The sequence below is a fragment of the Rhizobium sp. L9 genome, assembly GCF_002531885.1.
Lineage (GTDB): Bacteria > Pseudomonadota > Alphaproteobacteria > Rhizobiales > Rhizobiaceae > Rhizobium.
This window is the reverse complement of the sequence record NZ_NWSZ01000025.1, coordinates 124,425-146,400: the sequence shown is the minus strand read 5'-3', so window position 1 is coordinate 146,400 and position 21,976 is coordinate 124,425. Positions and strand designations below refer to the sequence as shown.

Here is a 21,976-nt window from a genome sequence, read left to right as displayed (position 1 = left end):
ACAGCATGAATGCCGAAACAATTACCGAACTTGGCCTAATCTATGTCAGCGATACCGAACCGGGCATCCGCAGGCGAAGGAAAGGCAAGGGCTTCAGCTATGTGATGCCTGACGGTACAACGCTTTCCGATGAATCACAGCGGGCGCGCATCGGCGCGCTCGGACTGCCGCCAGCCTACGAGAATGTCTGGATCTGTCTCTACGAGAACGGTCATCTGCAAGCGACCGGCATCGATGCGCGCGGGCGCAAGCAATACCGCTATCACAAGGACTGGCAATCGTTCCGCAGCGCCGGGAAGTTCTACCAGCTGATCGAATTCGGCCAGGCGCTGCCGAAGATCCGCCGCACCGTACTGCGGCATCTCGATACCGGTGCCGAGGATGTCAACGGCGTTTTGGCTGCTCTGACGACACTGCTCGACGAGGCGCATCTGCGGGTCGGCAATCAGGCCTATGTCAGGGAGAACGGCACCTATGGCGCGACGACGCTCTTGAAGCGGCATCTGAAAATCGTCGACGGGCGGATCGAGCTCAAATTTCGGGCCAAGGGCGGCAAGCGCGTCCAGCGCAGTCTCAAGCATCCCAGGCTGCAGAAAATCCTGGAAGAGATTTCCGACCTTCCCGGCCGCCAGCTCTTCGTCTGGAAGGATGAAAGCGGCGTGCTGAAACCGGTCGACTCCGGCCGGCTGAATGCCTATTTGGCCGAAATATCGGGCATTCCGATCTCCGCCAAGACCTTCCGCACCTGGGCCGGATCGCTGGCGGCCTTCGGGGTCGCCCGCGAAAGGATCGTCGGCGGCGGACGGCCGACGGTGAAGGAAATGTCGGAGGCTGCGGCCGAGGCGCTGCACAATACGCCGGCGATCTCGCGCTCGAGCTATATCCATCCGGCAATCATCGCGCTGGCGGGCAATGATCATCCTTTGATCGAGGGCGGCAGCGAGCCGCTGCGGGGCTTGCGGGCCGAAGAAAACAGGCTGCTTGATTTCCTCATACGCGAGACCGAGGGATCTCTTCAGCTCGCGGCGTCCAGTTCTGGGTAGTGCCTGAAAATCCCTTCCTCGTTGAAGGCGAGGCGGCGAGGGGAGGCGAGATAACGGGCGATGTTCGGCCGCTTCGCCACCGCATCATGAAGGGCAAGGAGAGCGGGGTATTCGGCCTTGCTCTTCTTCATGGCCTTGGGAAAGGCATAGGTGAGGCCCTCGATCACCTGAAAAAGCGAGAGGTCGACATAGGTGACCGCATTGCCGACTATATGATCGGCGCCTTTCGGATTGCGCTTCAGAACGCGCTCGAAATAACCGAGGAATTTGGGAATGCGGTCGCGGATGAAGGCGGCCGAACGGGCTTTGGCTTCCTGCCTCTGGTCCTCATAATAAAGCGACACGTCGATCGGATGGTGGGTATCGTGCACTTCGGCAACGAAATCGGTGATGGTGAGCTGCAGGCCGTTGGCGACGTAGCGAAGGCTTTCGTCCTCCGGCGCAAGGCCTAGCTTCGGCCCGAGGTAAAACAGGATGTTGGCGACATGCGGGATAATGAGGTCGCCGTCCTTCAGGAAGGGCGGAGCGAAGGGAATGTGCGGCTCGCCTTCGCTCTTCATGATTTCGAGCATGGCGCCCGTTCCCCGGCCGGGTTGACGCGTGACGTCGACATAGTCGGCGCCGGCTTCCTCCAGCGCCAAGCGTACGAATTCGCCGCGGCCTTGGATGCCGTCCCAATAATAAAGCTCATATGCCATGCTCAACGCCTCGATTGACGACCGAAGTCTTTTCGCAGTTCATCTTTGGCCTTTTCAAGGGTGCCGCGCCGCTTTTTCGACAGCTGCTCGCCAGCGCGGTTGATGTAGAAGGTCAGCATCGACATGGCAGCGCGAAACGGGCTGGACTTGCGGCGATCTCTCTCCTCGGCGGAGCGCTCGATCGAGCGGGCGATCTCCTTCGGATCGTCCGATTTGGACACGCCTTCCTTGAGGTCCATCGCGTTGCTGTGTTCGGTAACGTCCTGCGACCATTTCTTCTTCGAATTGGCCATGACAAAAATCCTTGCCGGACGGACTGGCGACAAACTGGCGCCTGCCGTCCTCTTCTCGATTGGTTGGAGCATGGTGCCGCCCGAGACCGCTCACACCCTTCGGCACATGTTTAGTGGTGGCTATGGTGCTCGTTGCGCTTGCGTGTCGCGGCCGCCTTCTTGGCGGAAGCGGAGCGTTCCTCCTTCGAGCGTGCCGCGGATGCAGCGCCGCCGGCCCGGCCGCCCTTTTTGGAGGATTCATGCGTATCCTTCTTGCCGCGGCCGGAACCGGATTTGTTGCCGCCGCCGCTTTCCTTGTTGACGGTCGCCCAGGCGCGCCGTTCGGCCTCCTGCTCAGAGACGCCGCGCTCCTCGTAGCTCTCCTCGATGTGTTCGGCCTTGCGTTTCTGCTTGTCGGTATAGTCGGATTTGTCTCCTCGCGGCATCTTCGCCTCCTGTGGTTTGCAAAGCGCTCGAACGCGATTTGTAAGAGAATCCAACCGGTGGGGAGGGGAAAAGTTCCCTATAGGGTCATTGTCCCAGATTTCGGAACAAAAGCCGATTTTGTCGGGTTTTCGATGGGCGAGCCTACTTAAGCCCGCATGCAGCAAGGAACCGAGAACATGGAAAAACACATCGTCAAAGCCGATGGAAACGGCACGATCGACGTGAACGGCCAGGTATCGCCGGTCACCTACACGGTCAGCTTCAAGGAAGGGAAGGGACATTCCTACGAGGTCGATATCCGCCTGATGGCGCCGCGCGACTGGCTGCTACAGAGGGGTTTCAAGAAGGATGCCGTGCTTGTCAGCCAGAGCGGCGCCCGCATTCCCGTCTATCACAATGACGGTAGTCGTTACGACGGCGGCAGCCATCACGATGGCGACCATCATGACGACGGCCGCCTCGATCCTGGCGACACGATCTCGATCGAATTGACGGCGCGCGACGACAGCTGCACCAGCGAGGTCGACCTGATGCGCAAATATCCCGAGTTCGACGGTGCGGTTAGGGCGGTTCAGCTTGGGAAAGCTGGACGGCTCTCTTGACCGCCCGGTCGAGCGCAGCGCTGGTGTAGGGTTTCATCAGCAGCACCGAGCCGGAGAAGCGAGCGGCGTCGGGCGGGTCGCTGTCGCCCGTGGCGAAGACCAGGCCGACGGACGGAAAGGCTTCCCGCGCCTTGGCGGCGAAGGCCGAGCCCGACATGCCGGGCAGGCCGACGTCGACGACGATCACGTTGATGAGCGTGTGACCAAGGATATCAATGCCCTGTTCGCCGCTGCCCGCCTCGATGACGGCGTAGCCGAGATCCTGCAGGATTTCGGCGGTATCCATCCGGATGAATGCATCGTCTTCCACGAGCAGCAGCTTCAGCTTTCGGGCCGTGCCGGGAACCTTTGGATCGGGTTGCTTTGCATTGGACACCGGCGCATTGGCCTCTGCCTGGTGGCGTTGCGGCCGGTTGGCGAGCACCTGGCGGATCTTGCGGGCGAGCTCCTCGCGCGTATAGGGCTTGGAGAGCAGCTCCAGGCCTGGATCGAGCCTGCCGCCGTGAACGATTGAGTTTTCCGTATAGCCCGAGGTGTAGAGCACGGCGATGTCGGGCAGGCGCTGTCGCGCCATGCGGGCAAGCTCCGGGCTGCGCAACGGACCGGGCATGACGACATCGGTAAAGAGCAGGTCGATGTGGGCACCGCTTTCGATGACGGTGAGGGCGCTTTGCGCATCCTTCGCCTTCAGCACGTAATAGCCGAGATCCGAGAGCATCTCGACGACCGTGGCGCGAACGCCCTCGTCGTCCTCGGCGACGAGGATGGTTTCGGTCCCACCGGTTGCCGGAAGGTTGTCGGCCGCCGCGGCGCGATCCTCGCTGCGCAACGAGCGGGCGAGGTAGAGTTTGACCGTCGTACCCTCGCCGATCTCGCTGTAGATCTTCACGTGACCGCCGGACTGTTTGACGAAACCGTAAACCATGGAGAGGCCGAGACCGGTGCCCTTGCCTTCCGGTTTTGTCGAAAAGAACGGCTCGAAGGCCTGCTCCATCACCTCTTGCGTCATGCCGGAGCCGGTATCGGTGACGGCGAGCACGACATATTGGCCGGCCTTCACCTCGGGATGGGTGCGGCTGTAGGAATCATCGAGGAAGGCGTTGCCGACCTCGATCGTCAGCTTGCCGACACCACCCATTGCGTCGCGCGAGTTGATCGCGAGGTTGAGCAGGGCGTTCTCGATCTGGGCAGGATCGGCGAAGGTGTTCCAGAGGCCGCCGGAGACGATGGTCTCCACTTCGATTTCCTCGCCGAGCGCGCGACGCAGCATGTCATCCATGCCGGTGACCAGCCGGCCGATATTGACGACCTTCGGTTCCAGCGCCTGGCGGCGGCCGAAGGCGAGCAGCTGGCTTGCCAGTCGCGAGCCGCGTTCGACGGCGGCAAGCGCATTCGAAATGCGCTCTCTGGCCCGGCCATTTTCCGCCACGTCCTTGCCGAGAAGCTGCAGATTGCCCGAGATAACCTGCAGCAGATTATTGAAGTCATGGGCAACGCCGCCGGTGAGCTTGCCGATCGATTCCATCTTCTGCGACTGCCGGAGCGCTGCTTCAGCCTGTTGGCGATCCGCGATCTCGGCCGCGACCCGGACCTCGAGCATATCGTTGAGTTTGCGCAGCTGATCTTCCATGTGGCGGCGCTGGTCGATTTCGATTTTGGCGGCACGGAACAGCCGGATATTGTCGATTGCGACCGCCGATTGGCCGGCAAGGCTGACGAGGCTCGCCTCGGCGGCTTGAGAGAAGCGGCCGGGTTCGCCGTGGCCGAAAAACAAGCCGCCGATGACGCTGCCGTCGCGCGATTTCACCGGCACGGCAAGATAGCTTCTGACCGGCAAATGCCCTTTCGGCATGCCGGCATGCGGCGGATTCTGGCCGTAGCGCGGGTCGAGCAGAATGTCGTCGGAGCGCACGATGCCTTCACCGCTGAAGGTCGGCTCAAAGACCTTCGTATTGCGTGGCATCGGGAATTTCTCGAAGTTCTTCCGGTCGACGCCGGAGAGGGCGTAAAGCATGTAGCTGCCGCCCTCGCCATCATCGACATTGTAGAAGAAGGCGCCGAATTCGGCGCCTGTCAGCGTCACACCCGCATCGACGACAATCTGGGTGAGGCGTTCGACATCGGGCTCGACGGTGATAGCGGCGCCCGCCTGGTTGACGACGGCAAGCGCCTCCGATTTGGCGCGCAGCTCTTCCAGCGCCAGCTTCTCGCCCCGCTTGGCCGCCACTTGGTCGGTGACGTCGAGGGTCGCGCAAAGGATGCCGGCGATGGCGCCGTCATCGTCGCGCAGCGGCGTATAGGAGAAGGTAAACCAGGTATCCTCGGTGCGGCCGTCCCGGCGCATCGGGATGAGCAGCTCCTTGAAGAGCTGCGGCCTGCCTTCAAGCGTACTGGCGACGATCGGCGAGAACTGTTCCCAGATATCTGCCCAAACCTCGCGAAAGGGTCTTCCGAGTGCGCCAGGATGCCGGTCGGGGAAAACAGGCACGTAGGCATCATTGTAGAGAAAGGCGAGATCCGGTCCCCAGGCGACGAATTTCGGCTGACGCGAATTCAACACCATTTCGGCGATATGCTTGAGAGACGCAGGCCAGCTTTCGGCCGGTCCGAGACCGACGGCGTCAAAGGCCGGATGCCGCAACAATTCGCCGATTTTCCCGCCGCCTCTCGGCCAGCCGTTGCCGACGCTTCCCATTCAAAACCGCTTCCCTATCGCCACCGCGCCGGTGCGAGCGGCAGCGATTCAAAGTTCTACAGCATTTCTTGGGCGCCTGAAAAGATGCGCGGCGCCGTAAGGATTCAGCTCGTCCACCGTCAACATAGAGGCTTGCGATGGCGGGGAAAGGGTTCGGTTGAAATATGGTTGCCGCTCGGTATTCAGCGCTTTGTTATCGGGGCAAGTTCAGTGCTCGGTCTGCTGCTCGGCGACGACGCTCGCGAGCACCTCGTCGCTGCCGTTAGGGTAGACGGGAAGATCGAGCGTCACCGCCTCTTTCAACCCATCGCGCTCGATCGTGAAGAACTTCCGGATACGTCCTTCACCGTTCTGCTCGCCGGACGGTTTTGCCTCTTTTGTCGAAACAAGACTGTGCTCGAAGCCCGCGGCGTCGGTCCCGGCGAAGGCCATCGTGCAGCTCTCGACGGGCTTCTCGCCGACCATACCCCTTCCAACGACCAGGGCTTCGAAGGGTGCCGCGCTGCCCGCCCCGGTGATCCAGCCGTCGAATGCCACCGGCTCCGAAAGAGGAAGAATGCTCAACACCATATCGGCAGCAAGCGCCGGCCATTTGTTTCGGTGGGCGAGGGCGGCCGCGCGATCATACTGCGGCCCGCGGTCCAGACAGCGATCGACGAAACGGTCGAACGAAGACAGACCATCGTCCGCAAGGGCGGTGGTGAAAGGCACGAACGCAATTGCTGCCGAAGCAAGTATACTCTGAAGTCTTCGCATCGCGTTGATCCTCATCGCGCGTTCAACCAATTCGCTATCTCGAGCACGAGGCCGGCCAGGCCGGCCGTCGCGCGCGAGACGGAGGCAAGCAATTGCGGATGCCTTCTCATCAGATAGAAGATCGATCCCGTCCCGGAAAACCACAGCCACAAGAGCAACGGCGGATAAGGCAGGGCAACCCTCGTGGCGACGAACACCAACCCGGTGACGACAACCTAGTGGATCATCGCGAAGGTCATCACGAACAACGTAAGCGGGCATGGCACCAGGCCGGCGGCAAATTCTATTGGCAGGCCTTCACCTCTGGCCGGCAGGCAATCGCGCACTCGGCATTGCTCCTGTCAGTTCTCCCATTGCGCTTCCGCGATCGAACTCGCCATCAGATTATCCGCGCCATTCAATTCCGCAGGCACAGTTACGGTGACAAGTTCGCTGCGGCCGCTCAACTCTAAATCATAAAGCTTGTGAACATGCGTCGCGCTGTGAACTTGTTGGATCGCCTCACCATCCGTCCGTTGGAAGAAGGCCTTCTCGAATTCGATGCTGTCGGTACCGAACGTGACCATGGTGCAGGCATGCACAGATTTGCCGTTCAGGGTGTGCTTGCTGATCTCCAAGATCATTTGCTGCGGCAGGCCGTTGCCAGATACAGCCCATCCCTCGACGGCTTCCAGATTAGCGAGAGGAACAAGCCCGACAAGCATCTCCGTGGGAAGCGGCAACCAGCGGTTCGTCTCGGCGATCGCGACCGTGCGCTGATAATCAGGTCCGCGCGACAAGCAGAAGCGATCGAAAAAACGAAACACGGAACCGCCGTCCTCCGCCTGCGAACCTGACGCGAGGCAGAGGAAAGCCAACTCCATGATTGCTGTGGCGCGTGCCATCTTCGTCTGATTGCGGCGTATCTGAAGCGGGATTGGGTGTCCGTGTCGTCGGACTTCACCTGGCGTCCGCGAGGATCGCCGTCTTCATCTGTCCTCACAACGTATTTAGGGCACTTCGATCGACCAGCAACCAGAAAGCCTCTCCGCATCAGCCGCGCCGGTCCGAGCCGCCCCTCGCTTGTGAGATGCGCTCTTAGAAGAAGATTTCATGGATAGCCACCGCGAGCAGAATCGCGCCGGCGGCTGCCTCGATGGTCTTGGAGGTCACAGCCAACAGTCTGGGACGCGTCCTCAACAGCCTTGCGAGCTGCTCCCGGAACGCCACGGAGAGGAGCGCCACCGCGGAGAGCGTCACGCCGACGCCGATCATCATGGAGACGGCGAAAAGGATGCCCGTGACCACCACCTGATGGATCATCGCGAAGGTCATGACGAAGAGCGTCAAAGGGCAGGGGATCAGCCCGGCCATGAATCCGACGAGGATGCCTTCTCCGCTCGAATGGGTGTGGGCACGCCGGAACAGCGCGCTCCCCAGCATCCACAGACCGATCACGCCCAGCAGTCCTCGGCTGAGCGCCTGGAGGGCGGGGGCCGAACCCGCGTCAACGAAGGAGTGCGAGACCAGCGGCAAGGCAAGCAGAGCGATGAGGACGGCCATCGCAACGTGGGTGAAGGAGAGCGCCATGGACACGAAGAGGGCGCGATGCGCCTTCATCGACGAGCCTGTCAGATAGGTGGCGAGGACGGACTTGCTATGCCCCGGCGTCAGGGCATGGACTGCCCCGAAGGCAATTCCCATCGGCAGGAATGCGAGGAATGCGAGCCATCCACCTCCGCCCGCGAACGACTTTATGTGGTCCGCAAAGGCGAGGTAAATCTCCCGCTGGAATTCGACGATCTGCTGCCAGGGCATTAGGTCAGTCCTATGGTTGCGGCCGCCAGCACGATATAGCGTCCCACCTTCGCAACGGCCACCAGCAGGACGAACGTCCGGAGAGGCTCCCCGAGGACACCGGCGACGACGGTGATCGGATGGCCGACTATCGGCAGCCAGCTCGCAAGCAGCGACCACTTGCCATAGCGCCGATACCATTCCTGCGCCCGCTGCAGCGCGGCGGGGGAGACGGGAAACCAGCGGCGGTCCTTGAAACGTTCGATCCAGCGCCCGAGGAACCAGTTGGCCACCGATCCAGAGACGTTGCCGAAGCTGGCGACGGTGACGAGCAGGATCGTCGAATGCCGTTCCGTGAGAATGAGGCCGACGAGGGCCGCCTCAGACTGCATCGGCAGGATGGTCGCGGCCGCGAATGCGGCGAGGAACAGTCCGCCATATGCGGCGACACCAAGCATCGGCCTATAGGTATTTCGTGATCGTCTTGAACTCGTCGATCGACTGCCGCTTGTCGAGCGGCAGGGCGCCGACCGTCTCCTCGAGGCAGTGGTCGAGATGGTCCTGGATCAGCGTCCGCTTGGCGTTCACGATCGCCTTCTCCACGGCAGAGAGCTGCTGGGCGATGTCGAGGCACGGCTTGCCCCCCTCGATCATGGCGATGACGCTGCGAAGGTGGCCTTCTGCACGCTTGAGGCGCTTGACGATTTCGGGATGGGTGGCATGCGTGTGCGGTTCGGTCATCGTGTCCATTTCCGGTCCGGAAAGCTCCATTGCCTCGCGGCCCGCCGGACGTTACGCCGCCGGCCCGCCGGACGTTACGCCGCCGGAGCCGCCGTGGGAAGGTCAATGATGGTGCCCTTCCGGTTCTTCCATTCGGAACGGAAGGTCATCGACCTCGATGCCCGCCATCAGCTTCAGCACAGCGTCGAACTCGTGAGGTTCGGCGGGTGCGAGCGTGCTGATCAACGCATGATGATCCACGCACGAGGGAAGAAGCGGCAACCGTTCCACGCCGCTTTCGCGGGCGATTTCGACGACCGCCTCCAGTCCATGCGCGTGCTTCGAGATCGAAAGCCGCATGCGCTCACCCCCGGGCGTATCGATAATCTCCAGCAGTCCGGTCGCCAAACGGGAACTTACCGTGAACGGAGCCGGGGCATGGTGATGTCCGTGTCCGTGATCAGCCGCGGCAGGAACGCCGGCGGAATCGAGCTGGATGGTCGCCGTGGCGAGGGCAGGCAGGTGGGCGGTCATCTCGTTCCGGAGAGCGGTGACCACCGCATTCGCGTCGGCGACCGTCTTGGACGGGTCGACGGAGATCGTGAGGTCGGCATGCAGCTTGTGGCCCAGCCACCGTGCCTTCACGTCGACGACCCGGTCGATTCCATTGACGTGCTCCGCAGCGTGACGGACTTCCTCCGCCGTTCCCGGCTCCACGCCGTCGAGGCTGCGGGTGATGACGGACCGCGCCGACTGCCAAACGATGCCGAAGATCGCGATGGTGATCAGCAGGCCGATGATCGGATCGGCGAGCGGGAAGCCCATCCAGACCCCGACGGCGCCGAGCACTACCGCCAGGCTCGTGAGGCCGTCTGTGCGGGCGTGGTAGCCGTCGGCGATCAGGGCGGCGCTGTTCATCTGTCTGCCCACGCGGATGCGGAACACCGCCACGGCCTCATTGCCGATGAAGCCGATTACCCCGGCGAGGGCCACCGCCAGAAGCTGCGTGATGGGCTGCGGGTCCATAAGGCGGTCGATCGCCTCGTATCCGGCGACGATGGCGCTCAACAGGATGATCAGAACGATCACCATCCCGGCAAGGTCCTCGACCCTGCCAAGGCCATAGTTGAAAGTCCTGGTCGGCTTCCGGCGGACGAGCGTGAAGGCGATCCAGAGCGGGATGGCGGTGGCGGCGTCGCCGATGTTGTGGATGGTATCTGCCAACAGAGCGACGCTTCCCGAAGTGAAGACGACGACGAGCTGCAGCAACGCGGTGATCGCCAGGATGACGAAGGACCATTTGATCGCCCAGATACCCCGCTCCGAAGATGCGATGCTCGGATCGATGACGCCGTGCGTGTGGCCATGGCCACCCTCGTCTCCATGCGAGTGAGAATGCGAGCCGTGGCTATGGCCGTGGGCGTGATCGGAGTGGCCGAAGCCGAACCATTGCTTGACGTTGGCGAACATTGCAGACCTCCAGGGGGATAGTCGCCTACCTATCCTCCTGGAGGGGATACGTCAAGTTGGAACGCCCGGGGCTGTTCCGCGATTAGCGGCACGCAACCGGGTGGACCCGCCAGCGCTCAATCCTTGACGGGTTCGCCAAGCGTATGCATCAGGCGGTTCGCCCAGCCAAAGATCGCAGACGATAGGACAAGGTCCAGGGATTCAAGCTCGGAAAGGCCGACGTTGGCTAGATCCTGGGCATCCACCTGCGTAGCTCTCGGGGGCGTCGTCGACAGATGTGCAGAGAAGTCGAAGATCGCCTGCAGGTGCTCGTCGAGTTCCGCACCGAGTTCATCGGCGAAGATCGCGTCGATCACGTCGGTCCGCTTGGTATAGTTGATGAACCGGGACGCGTGGACGGCGGCGCAGTAGACACAGCGATTGACGACAGACGCGGCCGTGGCTCCCAACTCGCGCTCGCCCAATGAAAGCCCGTCCTTCCCGTACATGATCAGATTGAACAGTGGGGAGCGGACCGCAAGCGATTCCGGGTCGTGTGCGAGTGTCAGGACATAGGTCGAGATGCCCTTGTTGGACGGCGTAACCTGCATCGCTTCGCGCTGTTCCTCGGTGGCGGTCTCAAGATCGACTGGAACAACATAAGGCTGCCAGCGCGGAACCGTGGTGGTGAAGCTGTGTACGACGTCGCTCATTGTCTTGCTCCGATCAGCGCCAATCCGGCGATGACGCGCACCTGATAGTTCACGAAGGCGGCCAGCTCCGAAAGGCGGACGATGTCGGCGTCGCCAACGCCGACGCTTCGCAATGCTTCGATGTGGCCACGGGTTGAATCGCGCGGCGCCAGGGTCAGTCGGTCGGCGTGACGGACGATCTCGGCCGTCCGGCCGTCATCAACGTTCGTGCCGGGTTGCGCGAGCAACGCAGTTGACTTTTCTGCAGCCCGTTTCACCAGTCCGTCATAGTGATCGGCAAGCGCTTCGTTGCCGTTGTGACGGGCCATCCGCGCGGCGAGAGCGGCTCGCAGCCCATGCGACAGTCCGCCCGGATCGCGGGGAAGAAGCACCGCGTCGTGGGCGGCCTCGCTCAGGCGCAGAATCTCGGCACGCTTCTCCATCGCTTCGGCAAGGGCCGAACCAGGTCTGACGGCGGCGAGGGTTTCGATGAGTGTCAAAAGAGGCTCCTTTGCATCTCGCGGAGAGCACCAGATAGGCCTCGCCATTGTCCATGTCAAATTAGCATGGCCGGCGGAATTCTATGTGAAATAATTATCTATTCTCCAGTGATTTTATGGAAAACTCATGCTTTAATAACATGAAGGACAATGGTTGATGTCATATATGCATGGAAACTCGATCGACATCCGACAGCTTGAAGCCTTCGCGGCGGTAATGTCCGCAGGGAGCGTAACCGGCGCGGCTCGCCTGCTCGGGCGTTCCCAGCCAGCAGTTTCGCGACTGATCCAGGACCTCGAGGCCGATCTCGGCTACGCGCTTCTTCACAGAAGCAGCGGCCGTATCCAGCCGACATCGCGCGGTCTGCGCTTTCATGCCGAGGTGGAGCGTCATCTTGCCAGCCTCATCCATATCCGTGAACGGGCGGAGGCGATCGGCCGGGACGAGCCGGCGACGCTGACAGTCGCCGCGACGCCGTCGCTTGCCGCAGGGATCTTGCCGCAGGCGCTGGCAGCCGTCCCAGGCGATCTCATTCCCCGTCATCTCCACGTCCAGGCGCTCGCGGCGGAGAATGTGGTTCAGGCGGTGGTCGCCCGTTCGGCGGATCTCGGGATATCGAGCCTTCCGCTCGAACATCCCGGCCTCGACATCCACTGGATCGCGGAAGCGCCCTGCGTCATCGCCATCGGTGCTGGCGATCCTTTAGCCGCGGACGAAGTCGTTCGTTTGGCGGATCTCGCAGATCGACGGATCATCACGCTCGCCAATCCCTATCGTCTCCGTCATCGCATCGACGAAGCGCTCGATCGGGTAGGAGTCGCGCCGGAGCGCATCATCGACGTGAATGCTTCGCTGACAGCGCTTTCCCTCGTCCGCGCAGGACTAGGCGTCGCAATCGTCGAGCCTGCGACTGTCTGCGGCGTGCCATTGGATGGCATCATGATGCGCGCGATTGACCAGACCATACCATTCCTGTTTGGCGCGATCTCCGCTGCAGCACTGCCGCTCACACCGACGGTCTCTGCGGTGATCGATGCGGCGCGAGCGGAAGCGCTGGCGATGCCCGGCTGCCGTCTGCTGGAGGCGAACGGCTCGGATGCGCTGGCAGACACCATCTACGGGCAGGCCGCCATTGATGAAGGAGCGTCGGCATGAGCGACCTCTCCATATTCCCGGATACCCTCGATGCCCTCGAGGAGCGCCTGCGCCAGGACCTCTCATGGTTGGAATTGCCCGCCAAGGCCTGGGTTCCTGCTCGTGAAGCCGATGGCCAGGATGTTGTCGACGTTGTCATCATCGGCGGCGGCATGGCGGGCCTCGTCGCCTCCGGAATGCTGAAGCGCCTCGGGGTTGCCAACCATCTTGTCCTCGACAAAGCGGCCGCAGGGCAGGAAGGGCCGTGGGTCACATTCGCCCGGATGCGGACGCTTCGGTCTCCCAAGCAGCTCACCGGTCCCGCGATGGGACTGCCAGCTCTCACGTTCCGCGCCTACTACGAAGCGCGCTTCGGCCGCGAGGCGTGGGACGCGCTAGACCGGGCGCCGCGTGAAATCTGGATGGAGTATCTCATATGGTACCGGAAGGTGCTCGAGCTGCCCGTAAGGAACGGCGTTTCGGTTCACGCGATCCTCCCCCGCGAGGACGGCATGCTTGATCTCGTGTGCAGTCAAGATGGTGCTAAGGACACGATTATTGCGCGCCATGTGGTGCTGGCGACCGGGCGCGATGGTCTCGGCGGTCCGTTCGTTCCTGATATCGCGGACCAAGTCGACCGCAAGTTCTGGGCGCATACCGCCGACGAAGTCGATTTCTCGGCGCTCCGCGGCAAGCGGGTAGGGGTGATCGGCGCTGGTGCATCGGCCATGGACAATGCCGCGACCGCTCTCGAAGCCGGGGCCGATCGTCTCGAGATGTTTGTACGGCGCAAGGAACTGCCGCGGATCAACAAGTTCACCGGCATCGGCAGCCAGGGCGTGGTACATGGATTTGCCGGGCTGCCAGACGAATGGAAGTGGCGCTTCCTGAACTATGCCATGGGCCAGCAGACGCCTCCGCCGCGGCCGAGCGTCCTGCGGGTGAGTTCGTTCGAGCAGGCTCACCTTCATCTCGAGAGCCCGATCACCGCCCTGCGGCAGGACGGCGACCACGTCGTCGTGACCACGCCGCGCGGCAGCTATCCGCTCGACTTCCTCATCTTCGGTACTGGCTTCAAGATCGACTTGGCCAATCGGCCAGAACTGGCCGCCTTCGAACCACACATCCGTCTCTGGCGGGACCGTTTCCCGACGCCATCAGGAATGGAAAATGGAGAGCTCGAAGGGTCGCCCGATCTCGGAGACACGTTCGAGTTCCTTGAGAGGGAGCCGGGTTCGTGCCCGACCTTGGCGAAGATCCATTGCTTCAATTTCCCGGCAACGCTCAGCCACGGCAAGCTGACGGGCGACATCCCGGCAATCAGCGAAGGTGCAGACCGCCTGGCACGCGGGATCGTCAGATCACTCTTCGTCGAAGACCGCGAAAAGCACTTTGCAAACCTCCAGGCGTTCGACACGCCGGAACTGCTCGGCGACGAGTGGGCCGATGACGATACCGAAGCGCTTCCCAAACTATCCTCCGAAAGGACCTGAGACCCGAAATGCTTGAGATCAAGAACCTGAAGCTGTCCTACGGCAGCACCCAGATCCTGAACGGCGTGGATCTCTCGGTGAAACGAGGCGACGTAGTTTCGATCATCGGTCCGAGCGGGACCGGCAAGACGACGCTCTTGAAGTGCATAAATCACCTCGTCAAGCCGCAGTCCGGGAAGATCGACTTCGACGACATCAGGATGGACTTCGCACGCCCGGACAAGGCGGCCATACAGGCGATCCGCCTGCGCACCGCGATGGTGTTCCAGCAGTTCAATGTCTTCAAGAACATGACGGTCATCCAGAACGTCATGGATCCGCTAATCGTCGTGCAGGGCAAGTCGAAGGAAGAGGCTCGCAGCGTCGCGCTGCAGGAACTCGAGCGGGTAGGGCTTTCCGACAAGCTCGACAACTATCCGTCCCAGCTTTCCGGCGGACAGCTCCAGAGAACGGGTATTGCCCGAGCACTCGCGGTCAAGCCGGACGTGATGCTCTTCGACGAGCCTACATCCTCGCTTGATCCCGAGCTCGTGAACGAGGTGCTGAAGGTGATCAAGGATGTAACGTCCTCGGGCATCACTTCACTTCTCGTCACCCACGAGATGCAGTTCGCGAAGAATATCTCGAACCGCATCGTCTTCATGGACCGGGGTGTCGTCACAGCCGACGGCAGTCCGTCCGAAATCTTCGATAGCCCTTCCAACCCGCGCCTCGCTCAGTTCCTCAATTCCGAACGCGCGATTCAGTAAGAAAGGATGCCTGACATGACTTCTATGAGTTCAATCTCTCGCCGTGGTCTCGGTCTCGCCGTAGCAGGCGTCGCGATCGCATTCGCAACCGCCTCATTCGCAGAGGACGTCCGCACGATCAAGATCGCCACCGCGGCCGAATCCAAGCCGCTGTCCTGGGGCGCGATCGGCGTGGAGCCGCAGGGCTACGAGCCGGACGTGCTGAAGGCCGTCAACGCCAAGCTTCCCCAGTACAAGTTCGTGATGGAGGGCGCCGCCGACATCGCGCAGGAGACTGGGCTTGCGACGGGCAAGTACGACGTGGCGACGGGCGGCTACTACCGCGCCCCGGCTCGTGAAAAGCAGTTCCTCATCCCGGAAGCTCCGATTGGCGCCAGCCTGATCAAGATCTACAGCCGCAAGGACAGCGGTATCAAGGAAATGAAGGATCTGGTCGGCAAGAAGATCGTGCCCGTGACGGCAGGCGGCGGCATCTACAAGTTCGCGACGGCCTGGCAGGAAAAGAACCCCGACTACAAGATCGAGATCACCGCTTCGAGCGCAGGCATCCCTTATCCGGACCGTCTGAAGGAAGTCGAGAACGGCAAGTACGATGCGCTCGTCCTTCCGTCCAATCTCGGCGAGCAGACGGTGATCGACGAGCAGAAGCTGAACCTTCAGGCGAGCGAGCCGGTCGCGATCAACAACACCTTCGTGCTGATCCACCGCTCGGAAGAGAACAAGGCGCTCGCCGAGGGCTTCGATAAGGCACTGAAGGAGCTCAAGGCCGACGGCACGCTCGCCAAGCTCTCGCAGAAATGGTTCGGCGAGGACATCACCACATACATGAAGTAACCCCAGGCTTCGAAGCCGGCGACCAGGCAAAGACTGAAAGAAGGAGCGTTCCCAAGTGGACCTTTCCATAATGATCCCCGAGTTGCTCTCGGCATTGCCGCTGACGCTTGCGATCACATTCACGGCCATGGCCGCCGGCTTCGTGCTGGCATCGATCGCGACGACGTTCCGGGTGCGCAGGATCCCGGTGATCAGCCAGTTGGCCGACCTCTACGTCTCCTATGCCCGCAGCGTTCCCGTCGTCCTTCAGTTGTTCGTCGCCTTCTATGGGCTTCCCGTGCTCGTCGGCCTGTTCGGTATCGGCGACTTCGTCTCGCCGACGATAGCCGCCATGCTAGGCCTCAGCCTCTACCATGGCGGCTATCTTTCGGAGGTCATGCGTCCGGCGTACCTCGCAGTCGAGCGAGGCCAGCACGATGCGGCGGACAGCCTGGGCTACACCTTCCGCCAAAAGCTATTGCGCGTCATCGCTCCGCAGGCCGTCCACATTGCGCTGCCGGGGTATGGCAACTCCATCATCTACCTGATCCACAACGTGGCGCTTGTCATGTACATCGGCGCGGCCGACGTCATGGCCACCGCCCACCTCGTGATGGAGCGGGACTACAACCAATACCAGTTCGAGACCTACCTCGTACTGGCGGTGCTGTACTCGGTCCTTTGCCTCATCGCCTGGGCCGTCGTGAGGTCCTTCGAGCGTCGGTCGGGAAGATATGTGCCCGGCGACGCGACGATCCGTGCCCCGCTGATGGCCAGCGTCTGATCGAGGAGGGAAGGCATGATTTTCGACAGCGAAGTTCTTCTCCCCGACCTTTATGAGATCCTCGGCGCTGTGCCGCTGACGCTTGCCATGGCGCTCGCAATCTTCGTCCTATCGACGATCGTCGGCAGCCTGTTTGCCATGGTCGAGTATCGGAAGATCCCGGTGCTCCGCCAGCTCGTCGTCGCCTACAAGGTCGCCTTCAAAGGCGTGCCCATGGTGATCGTTATCTTCCTTGCCTACTACGGCCTGCCGTCGTTTCTGCAGTTCACGACGTCGCTCGTCGGCATCGACTATAACGGCCACTCCACGCCCAACTGGGTGACCTTGATCGTCGCTCTCACCGCCTGCGTCGCAGCCTTCCAGGCCGAAGTCGTGAAGGGCGCCCTAAATTCTTTCGACACGGGGCAGGCGGACGCCGCCTATTCGCTCGGCTACAAGAAGAGCCAGCTCTTCCGCCGGGTCATGCTGCCGCAGGTGATCGTCGCCGCCATCCCGGATCTCGCCAACTCCTTCATGGTCATCATGAAGGCGCTGTCGCTCGGCTTCGCCATCGAGGTGGTCGACATATTCGCACAGTCGCAGTTGACCGCGGCGCTGAACTTCTACTACCTCGAAGCCTTCCTGGTCGCCGTGGTGATCTACATGGTGATCGCCTATGCCGTGACCCAAATCGCCGACAGAACGGAACGAGCTCTCAGAGTACGGACCTGAGGGGGCATGCGCCCGCTGCAGCTGACGCTGCCCGCGCCCGCCGGCGCAGCGTCAGCGCTGCGTCCGCAGGCGGTAGCCGATGAACTTCCGCCGGAGGCAGGCAATGCACTTCAGGATTCCTCGGGCGGCTTGAGGTGGCGGAACTGCAGCAACAGCAAGAGGTCGTATATGATCTTTAGGCCGGCGCAGATGACAAGCGGCCAGGCCCGATAAGACGCGGCGAAAAGAGCGCCGGCCAGCGCAGGGCTGGCAGCCGATGCGAGGCTGCGCGGCACCGATGTGAAGCTTGCGGCGGCGGCTCGCTCCGCCTCGGTGACAACAGCCATCACGTAAGAAGACCGGGTTGGCACATCCATCTGCGAAAGCGCGGCCCGAACCAGCAGCAAGGCGAGCACCAACGGCAAGGTGGGAGCGAATGCGGCAAGGCCGAGAGCTATGCTTGATGGAATGTGGGTGAACACCATGGTGTTCACGAGACCAATCCGCTTCGATAGCCGGGCGGCGACAGGAAACGAAAACGCCGACAGCACTCCGGTCCAGAAGAAAAACACTCCAGCCTCGGACAGCGAAAGATCGAATCGTTCGAACAGCCACAGCGCGAGCAAGGACTGGACCACGAAACCTCCGGCGAAGGCGTCGAGACTGAAGAGGGCTGCGAGCTTCATGACGATGGCGCGCGAAGGTCCGAGTGCCGCCGGCTTGTGGTCTTCGTGCGTCACCGGGCGAGGCGGTATGCGGGCATAAAGAAGGCCGCCAAGAATGCCAACGAGTGCATAGAGAACGAACATCAGCCTGATCGAACTCAGTTGCGTCATCCCGAACCGCGTCATGACGTCGGGCAGCGCCGCGGCAAGCGCGCCGCCGGCGCTTGCGAGCGCTCCGACCAGGCTGTAGCGCGCAAACATTCTCGTTCGATCGGCGTTGGTCGCCTCCCGGGCAAGGACCGCATTTTCAAGCGGCACGAAGATGCTCACGCTGCCTGCCGACGGGTTGATCGTGCCGGCAAAGGCGACGGCGAGCAGCCAGGTATAGTCGTTGATCATGGGCATGGCGACACCGGTGGCGACCATCAGGCCGGCGGCTGCCAAAAGCAGGCGGCGGAGATCATGATGCGCGCCGAGAAATCCGATGATGATCGTCAAAAGCGCGGATCCGAAGAGGGATGCCGTTGCAATGACACCGACCTGCAGGGGCGAAAATCCAAGAGCAAGGAGGTAGACCGGCAACAGGATGGCCACGAAACCGTCGCCGAAGTCGCGTAACGAGCGCGCCGCAAAAAGCCAAGTCGCCGGCTGAACGCTTCGCGCCTGTCCCATTGTCCTCGATCTCATCCTGCTTTCCGAAAATCAATTCCGATTTTCGGGCCGATGCGCCAGGCCACCCTACTTTTTAACCGTGCGTGGGCGCCAGCCGGGAACCGTTATTTCCGCTGGAATTTCTGCGACGCTGCGAAGGCGCGGCCAATGTCGAAGGACGGCAGTTGCAGCGGGGTATGGGACTCGCGGAAAACCAGTCCGACGAGGTTATCGATGACGAGGATGAAGCCGAGCGCCAGACCGAGATAAAGCAGAGCGGCGATGAGCAGGAGCGATATTTCCATGGCTCACACGATTACGTTGGAAGCGTGGCTGCGGGCGGCAAGAGCCGTGACGAAGAGCATTTGGATACGATCGTTCATGGCTGCCTCCCTCGTTTCGCCATAAACAGTCTTTGTACGGTCTTGTTCCCGGCTTGCGGGCGAAGCCTCAAATTCTTTGGAAGCTTCAAAGCTTGCAGCGTCATCCGGCCATTGTTCACCCCCCAGCGCGGAAAACCCGTCTGCAAGCTTCTATAAAACACAACTAATTCAGACATATGACAAAGAAAGGCCGAAGGGCGCCACGGTGACGCCCTTTCAACGATGTAATCGGGATTCCAATATTCAGGTCGCCGTCTTGCGGCTTGCGGTCCGCTTGGGCGCCGGCGTGACGACGCCGTTCGTCTTGGCTCCTGGGGCGGCCTTCGTGGTCGTTGCGGCGCGCTTGGCCCGGGGTTTGGCCTCTTTGCCGTTGGAAGAGGAGCCTTCGAGCGCGTCGCGCTCGTGGCGTGCCTGTTCCCAATGGATGGAATCCCGTCCTGTCGGATAGCCCTCTTCTTCCCAGAGGGCGTATGCACGTTTTTTGATCCACTCTTCCCGAGTTTCTGCCATCGCTGATCTCCAGTCACATTTTGCCGTCGTTCGAACGCGATACTGTCAGGATGGTTCCAGAGGAGGGGCGCGGTTTCAAGCGAAATCGGAACGCAACCGCAAATATTTCGCATTGCAGCATATCAAGGTTGAGAATCGGCATTCATCGAAGTTGAAATTCCGCCGCCCTGTGCAGATCTGACACGAATGCCTGGCGCTGCCTTTGCTGCTCGGCTTCATCACGGATTCTCAGGAGATAGGAGGGGTGGATGGTCACCAGAACCGGCGGGTGGTTTGCAGGCTGCAGGACATGACCGCGCTCGGGCGTCAATTTCGCCTTCGGCCCAAGCAGCGCGTAAAGCGCGCTTGCGCCCAGCGCCACCACGAGTTTCGGCTGCAGGATGTTGAGCTCCGCGCCGAGCCACCAGGCGCAACGCCTTATCTCGCCGGCATTGGGTTTCGCATGCAGCCGCCGTTTGCCGCGCGGCGTGAACTTGAAGTGCTTGACGGAATTGGTGACGTAGCAGCGTTGACGATCCAGACCGGCCTCATCGAGACAGAGGTCGAGCAGATGGCCTGCCGGGCCGACAAAGGGCCTGCCGGTGATATCTTCCCGGTCACCCGGCTGCTCGCCGACAAGGACGATCTCTGCCTTTCCCGGACCTTCACCGAAGACGATCTGCGTCGCATTGCGATAGAGGTCACAGCGGGTGCAGTCCTCGGCCTGACGCCGGAGTTCGGCAATGCTTTCGGCATCCGCGACTTCGAGCGCCAAGGCAGGACCGACGCTTGCGGCGATGTTCATGATGGCGATCCTCATCTTCTGAGGAGGAATCGATCTCAACCAGGATTGTTCCGGCGATCGAATGGCCGCCACTCCCGGCAAAATAATCCCGAGGAGAAATTCGCGCCATGGGGGAGCGGCGGCATAATTGAACGCCGCCGTTTCGCGGCTATATTGGCCAGCGATGTTCTATCTCCTGTCGACTTACTGGCCGCATATCCTCTTTGTCGTTTCGATCGCCATGGGAGCCGCGGCGGCGATCCATGCCGCCATGACCAAGGAGGAGGTGCGCGCGGCAATCGGCTGGGTCGGCGTCATCATCCTCTCGCCTGTTGTCGGTGCGCTGCTTTATGCGATTGCCGGCATCAATCGCATCCGCCGCAAATCGCTGAGCATTCGTCGGGACGCTCTGCTGCTCGCTCCCGGGACCGACGAGCTGGAGACGTTCGACGCCGACGCCGAGACCGTGATCAGTCAGTTCGGCCGCCGCTTTGCTGCGCTGCAGACGCTTGGCGACCGCGTCACACGCAACCCGCTGACCTCAGGCAATACAATCGATATGCTGGAGACTGGCGACGAGGCCTATGCCGCGATGAAATCCGCCATCGATGAAGCGGAGCGCAGCATCCTGCTCGAAACCTACATCTTCGACCGTGATGTCATCGGCCTGCGCATCGCCGATGCGCTGATTGCCGCGGTGAAACGGGGTGTGACGGTCCGGGTGCTGATCGACGCCGTCGGCGCGCGTTATTCGGTGCCGAGCATTCTTGGCCATCTCAAGGAGGGCGGCGTCACCGTCGCCGTCTTCAACGGCAATGTCATCATGGGTTTGCGCCTGCCCTATGCCAATCTGCGCACCCACCGCAAGATCCTGATCGTCGATGGACGCATTGCGCTGACAGGCGGGATGAATATCAGGGCGGGATTCAGCGAGGAGGCGACGGGGGAGACTTTTGCCCGTGATACGCATTTCAGCGTCACCGGCCCCGTTGTCGCCGATCTCTTCGATCTTGCCGCCGAAGACTGGCGGTTCACCACCGACGAACTGTTGAACGACGAGGCCTGGCGTATCGAACCGCCGCAGCGCAGCCCCGGCGACCCCATCCTGATGCGCGTCGTCGCTTCGGGACCGGACCGCAGCCTGGAAACCAACCATAAGATGCTGATGGGCGCCTTTTCTGTTGCGCGTCAATCGATCCGCATCATGTCGCCCTATTTCCTGCCGGACCGCGAACTCATCAGCGCCCTGGTGACGGCGGCGCGGCGCGGCGTTGAAGTCGATATCGTCGTACCGGCTCTCAACAATCTCATGCTGGTCGATCGGGCGATGACGGCGCAATTCGATCAGATTCTCAAAAATTATTGCCGCATCTGGCGCTCGACCGGCAGCTTCAGCCATTCGAAGCTTTTGACGATCGACGGCACCTGGGCCTATGTCGGCTCCTCCAACCTCGATCCACGTTCGCTCAGGCTGAATTTCGAGGTCGACCTCGAAGTGCTGAATGAGGGCTTTGCCGCCGAGATCGACGAGCATATCGAAGAAACCCTGAAATCGGCAACGCTGGTGACGCTGGACGGCTTACGCGCGCGGCCCTTCCCGGTGCGGCTGATCGAGAAGGTGCTGTGGCTTGGTTCGCCCTACCTCTGACGGATTTTTTGCATTCCGACATGGCAAGTTCCGCGCGGCCGC

The 21,976-nt window shown here is 61.7% G+C and carries 25 protein-coding genes; 9 read left to right on the top strand and 16 right to left on the bottom strand.

Annotated features, from left to right (window positions below):
* The first annotated feature begins 5 nt into the window (after positions 1–5).
* Positions 6–1,043, top strand: a complete 1,038-nt coding sequence (locus CO660_RS24370) for a DNA topoisomerase IB (RefSeq protein WP_097600874.1) — start codon at positions 6–8, stop codon at positions 1,041–1,043.
* Here the strand turns inward: CO660_RS24370 and CO660_RS24365 are convergent.
* From CO660_RS24365 to CO660_RS24355, 3 genes are all read right to left on the bottom strand, one after another.
* Positions 1,016–1,741: a glutathione S-transferase gene (locus CO660_RS24365; protein WP_097600873.1), complete on the bottom strand. Its 726-nt coding sequence runs from the start codon at positions 1,739–1,741 to the stop codon at positions 1,016–1,018. The genes CO660_RS24370 and CO660_RS24365 overlap by 28 nt on opposite strands.
* Positions 1,742–1,743: 2 nt before the next feature.
* Complete coding sequence (locus tag CO660_RS24360; protein WP_097600872.1) at positions 1,744–2,034, bottom strand: DUF3175 domain-containing protein; 291 nt, start codon at positions 2,032–2,034, stop codon at positions 1,744–1,746.
* A gap of 110 nt (positions 2,035–2,144) precedes the next feature.
* A complete protein-coding gene (locus tag CO660_RS24355; protein WP_097600871.1) occupies positions 2,145–2,459 on the bottom strand; it encodes a plasmid stabilization protein in 315 nt (104 codons plus the stop codon).
* Positions 2,460–2,636: 177 nt separating this feature from the next.
* Here CO660_RS24355 and CO660_RS24350 point away from each other — a divergent pair, with 177 nt between their 5' ends.
* Positions 2,637–3,062, top strand: a complete 426-nt coding sequence (locus CO660_RS24350) for a hypothetical protein (RefSeq protein ID WP_097600870.1) — start codon at positions 2,637–2,639, stop codon at positions 3,060–3,062.
* On the opposite strand, the gene CO660_RS24345 is transcribed toward CO660_RS24350, so the two are convergent.
* The 9 genes from CO660_RS24345 to CO660_RS24300 form a co-directional block, all read right to left on the bottom strand.
* Positions 3,022–5,757, bottom strand: a complete 2,736-nt coding sequence (locus CO660_RS24345) for a response regulator (RefSeq protein WP_097600869.1) — start codon at positions 5,755–5,757, stop codon at positions 3,022–3,024. The two genes, CO660_RS24350 and CO660_RS24345, sit on opposite strands and share 41 nt — an antisense overlap.
* A gap of 207 nt (positions 5,758–5,964) precedes the next feature.
* Positions 5,965–6,513 (bottom strand): hypothetical protein, encoded by a 549-nt coding sequence (locus CO660_RS24340; protein WP_097600903.1) that lies wholly within the window; start codon positions 6,511–6,513, stop codon positions 5,965–5,967.
* 341 nt (positions 6,514–6,854) lie between these two features.
* Positions 6,855–7,397 (bottom strand): hypothetical protein, encoded by a 543-nt coding sequence (locus CO660_RS24330; protein ID WP_097600868.1) that lies wholly within the window; start codon positions 7,395–7,397, stop codon positions 6,855–6,857.
* 193 nt (positions 7,398–7,590) lie between these two features.
* Positions 7,591–8,310 carry a sulfite exporter TauE/SafE family protein gene (locus CO660_RS24325; RefSeq protein ID WP_097600867.1) on the bottom strand — a complete coding sequence of 240 codons (720 nt, stop codon included), beginning with the start codon at positions 8,308–8,310 and terminating at the stop codon, positions 7,591–7,593.
* Positions 8,310–8,747 carry a YqaA family protein gene (locus CO660_RS24320; protein ID WP_097600866.1) on the bottom strand — a complete coding sequence of 146 codons (438 nt, stop codon included), beginning with the start codon at positions 8,745–8,747 and terminating at the stop codon, positions 8,310–8,312. Before CO660_RS24320 ends, CO660_RS24325 begins: the two co-directional genes overlap by 1 nt.
* 4 nt (positions 8,748–8,751) lie before the next feature.
* Positions 8,752–9,030, bottom strand: a complete 279-nt coding sequence (locus tag CO660_RS24315) for a metal-sensing transcriptional repressor (protein WP_097600902.1) — start codon at positions 9,028–9,030, stop codon at positions 8,752–8,754.
* 102 nt (positions 9,031–9,132) lie between these two features.
* Positions 9,133–10,479 carry a cation diffusion facilitator family transporter gene (locus CO660_RS24310; RefSeq protein WP_097600865.1) on the bottom strand — a complete coding sequence of 449 codons (1,347 nt, stop codon included), beginning with the start codon at positions 10,477–10,479 and terminating at the stop codon, positions 9,133–9,135.
* 116 nt (positions 10,480–10,595) lie between these two features.
* Positions 10,596–11,171 carry a peroxidase-related enzyme gene (locus CO660_RS24305; protein ID WP_097600864.1) on the bottom strand — a complete coding sequence of 192 codons (576 nt, stop codon included), beginning with the start codon at positions 11,169–11,171 and terminating at the stop codon, positions 10,596–10,598.
* Positions 11,168–11,650, bottom strand: coding sequence for a hypothetical protein (locus CO660_RS24300; RefSeq protein ID WP_097600863.1), 483 nt, complete (start codon positions 11,648–11,650; stop codon positions 11,168–11,170). The genes CO660_RS24305 and CO660_RS24300 overlap by 4 nt, the downstream gene beginning before the upstream one ends.
* 157 nt (positions 11,651–11,807) lie before the next feature.
* Between CO660_RS24300 and CO660_RS24295 the strand changes: the two genes are divergently transcribed.
* Genes CO660_RS24295 through CO660_RS24270 form a run of 6 tightly spaced genes read left to right on the top strand, consistent with a single transcriptional unit; the run spans position 11,808 to position 17,335 of the window.
* Complete coding sequence (locus CO660_RS24295) at positions 11,808–12,806, top strand: LysR family transcriptional regulator (RefSeq protein ID WP_176536362.1); 999 nt, start codon at positions 11,808–11,810, stop codon at positions 12,804–12,806.
* Positions 12,803–14,278: an NAD(P)/FAD-dependent oxidoreductase gene (locus CO660_RS24290; protein ID WP_097600862.1), complete on the top strand. Its 1,476-nt coding sequence runs from the start codon at positions 12,803–12,805 to the stop codon at positions 14,276–14,278. Before CO660_RS24295 ends, CO660_RS24290 begins: the two co-directional genes overlap by 4 nt.
* An 8-nt stretch (positions 14,279–14,286) precedes the next feature.
* Positions 14,287–15,027, top strand: a complete 741-nt coding sequence (locus CO660_RS24285) for an amino acid ABC transporter ATP-binding protein (RefSeq protein ID WP_097600861.1) — start codon at positions 14,287–14,289, stop codon at positions 15,025–15,027.
* A gap of 15 nt (positions 15,028–15,042) precedes the next feature.
* The gene (locus tag CO660_RS24280) at positions 15,043–15,861 is read left to right on the top strand and encodes an amino acid ABC transporter substrate-binding protein (RefSeq protein WP_097600900.1); all 819 of its coding nucleotides are present in this window, start codon (positions 15,043–15,045) and stop codon (positions 15,859–15,861) included.
* 55 nt (positions 15,862–15,916) lie between these two features.
* Positions 15,917–16,624: an amino acid ABC transporter permease gene (locus CO660_RS24275; protein ID WP_097600860.1), complete on the top strand. Its 708-nt coding sequence runs from the start codon at positions 15,917–15,919 to the stop codon at positions 16,622–16,624.
* Positions 16,625–16,642: 18 nt separating this feature from the next.
* On the top strand, positions 16,643–17,335 hold the full coding sequence (locus tag CO660_RS24270; protein ID WP_097600899.1) for an amino acid ABC transporter permease: 693 nt from the start codon (positions 16,643–16,645) through the stop codon (positions 17,333–17,335).
* A 110-nt stretch (positions 17,336–17,445) separates the two neighbouring features.
* Here the strand turns inward: CO660_RS24270 and CO660_RS24265 are convergent, their stop codons facing one another.
* The 4 genes from CO660_RS24265 to CO660_RS24250 form a co-directional block, all read right to left on the bottom strand.
* Positions 17,446–18,651, bottom strand: coding sequence for an MFS transporter (locus tag CO660_RS24265; RefSeq protein WP_097600859.1), 1,206 nt, complete (start codon positions 18,649–18,651; stop codon positions 17,446–17,448).
* Between the two features lie 104 nt (positions 18,652–18,755).
* Positions 18,756–18,935 carry a hypothetical protein gene (locus CO660_RS24260; protein WP_097600858.1) on the bottom strand — a complete coding sequence of 60 codons (180 nt, stop codon included), beginning with the start codon at positions 18,933–18,935 and terminating at the stop codon, positions 18,756–18,758.
* A gap of 321 nt (positions 18,936–19,256) precedes the next feature.
* Entirely contained in the window at positions 19,257–19,523 is a 267-nt protein-coding gene (locus tag CO660_RS24255) for a DUF2934 domain-containing protein (protein WP_097600857.1), read from the bottom strand.
* 142 nt (positions 19,524–19,665) lie between these two features.
* Positions 19,666–20,307, bottom strand: a complete 642-nt coding sequence (locus CO660_RS24250) for a UdgX family uracil-DNA binding protein (RefSeq protein ID WP_097600897.1) — start codon at positions 20,305–20,307, stop codon at positions 19,666–19,668.
* A gap of 163 nt (positions 20,308–20,470) precedes the next feature.
* Here CO660_RS24250 and CO660_RS24245 point away from each other — a divergent pair, with 163 nt between their 5' ends.
* A complete protein-coding gene (locus CO660_RS24245) occupies positions 20,471–21,934 on the top strand; it encodes a phosphatidylserine/phosphatidylglycerophosphate/cardiolipin synthase family protein (protein WP_097600898.1) in 1,464 nt (487 codons plus the stop codon).
* Positions 21,935–21,976: the final 42 nt, after the last annotated feature.

Bases quoted from the DNA above. Each gene is read 5' to 3' on its own strand.
- CO660_RS24350 (WP_097600870.1), top strand. From the start codon at position 2,637: ATGGAAAAACACATCGTCAAAGCCGATGGAAACGGCACGATCGACGTG.
- CO660_RS24280 (WP_097600900.1), top strand. From the start codon at position 15,043: ATGACTTCTATGAGTTCAATCTCTCGCCGTGGTCTCGGTCTCGCCGTA.
- CO660_RS24260 (WP_097600858.1), bottom strand. From the start codon at position 18,935: ATGGAAATATCGCTCCTGCTCATCGCCGCTCTGCTTTATCTCGGTCTG.
- CO660_RS24265 (WP_097600859.1), bottom strand. From the start codon at position 18,651: ATGGGACAGGCGCGAAGCGTTCAGCCGGCGACTTGGCTTTTTGCGGCG.
- CO660_RS24285 (WP_097600861.1), top strand. From the start codon at position 14,287: ATGCTTGAGATCAAGAACCTGAAGCTGTCCTACGGCAGCACCCAGATC.
- CO660_RS24365 (WP_097600873.1), bottom strand. From the start codon at position 1,741: ATGGCATATGAGCTTTATTATTGGGACGGCATCCAAGGCCGCGGCGAA.
- CO660_RS24360 (WP_097600872.1), bottom strand. From the start codon at position 2,034: ATGGCCAATTCGAAGAAGAAATGGTCGCAGGACGTTACCGAACACAGC.
- CO660_RS24315 (WP_097600902.1), bottom strand. From the start codon at position 9,030: ATGACCGAACCGCACACGCATGCCACCCATCCCGAAATCGTCAAGCGC.
- CO660_RS24345 (WP_097600869.1), bottom strand. From the start codon at position 5,757: ATGGGAAGCGTCGGCAACGGCTGGCCGAGAGGCGGCGGGAAAATCGGC.
- CO660_RS24330 (WP_097600868.1), bottom strand. From the start codon at position 7,397: ATGGCACGCGCCACAGCAATCATGGAGTTGGCTTTCCTCTGCCTCGCG.
- CO660_RS24295 (WP_176536362.1), top strand. From the start codon at position 11,808: ATGTCATATATGCATGGAAACTCGATCGACATCCGACAGCTTGAAGCC.
- CO660_RS24250 (WP_097600897.1), bottom strand. From the start codon at position 20,307: ATGAACATCGCCGCAAGCGTCGGTCCTGCCTTGGCGCTCGAAGTCGCG.
- CO660_RS24320 (WP_097600866.1), bottom strand. From the start codon at position 8,747: ATGCTTGGTGTCGCCGCATATGGCGGACTGTTCCTCGCCGCATTCGCG.
- CO660_RS24310 (WP_097600865.1), bottom strand. From the start codon at position 10,479: ATGTTCGCCAACGTCAAGCAATGGTTCGGCTTCGGCCACTCCGATCAC.
- CO660_RS24245 (WP_097600898.1), top strand. From the start codon at position 20,471: ATGTTCTATCTCCTGTCGACTTACTGGCCGCATATCCTCTTTGTCGTT.
- CO660_RS24340 (WP_097600903.1), bottom strand. From the start codon at position 6,513: ATGCGAAGACTTCAGAGTATACTTGCTTCGGCAGCAATTGCGTTCGTG.
- CO660_RS24355 (WP_097600871.1), bottom strand. From the start codon at position 2,459: ATGCCGCGAGGAGACAAATCCGACTATACCGACAAGCAGAAACGCAAG.
- CO660_RS24290 (WP_097600862.1), top strand. From the start codon at position 12,803: ATGAGCGACCTCTCCATATTCCCGGATACCCTCGATGCCCTCGAGGAG.
- CO660_RS24370 (WP_097600874.1), top strand. From the start codon at position 6: ATGAATGCCGAAACAATTACCGAACTTGGCCTAATCTATGTCAGCGAT.
- CO660_RS24325 (WP_097600867.1), bottom strand. From the start codon at position 8,310: ATGCCCTGGCAGCAGATCGTCGAATTCCAGCGGGAGATTTACCTCGCC.
- CO660_RS24305 (WP_097600864.1), bottom strand. From the start codon at position 11,171: ATGAGCGACGTCGTACACAGCTTCACCACCACGGTTCCGCGCTGGCAG.
- CO660_RS24255 (WP_097600857.1), bottom strand. From the start codon at position 19,523: ATGGCAGAAACTCGGGAAGAGTGGATCAAAAAACGTGCATACGCCCTC.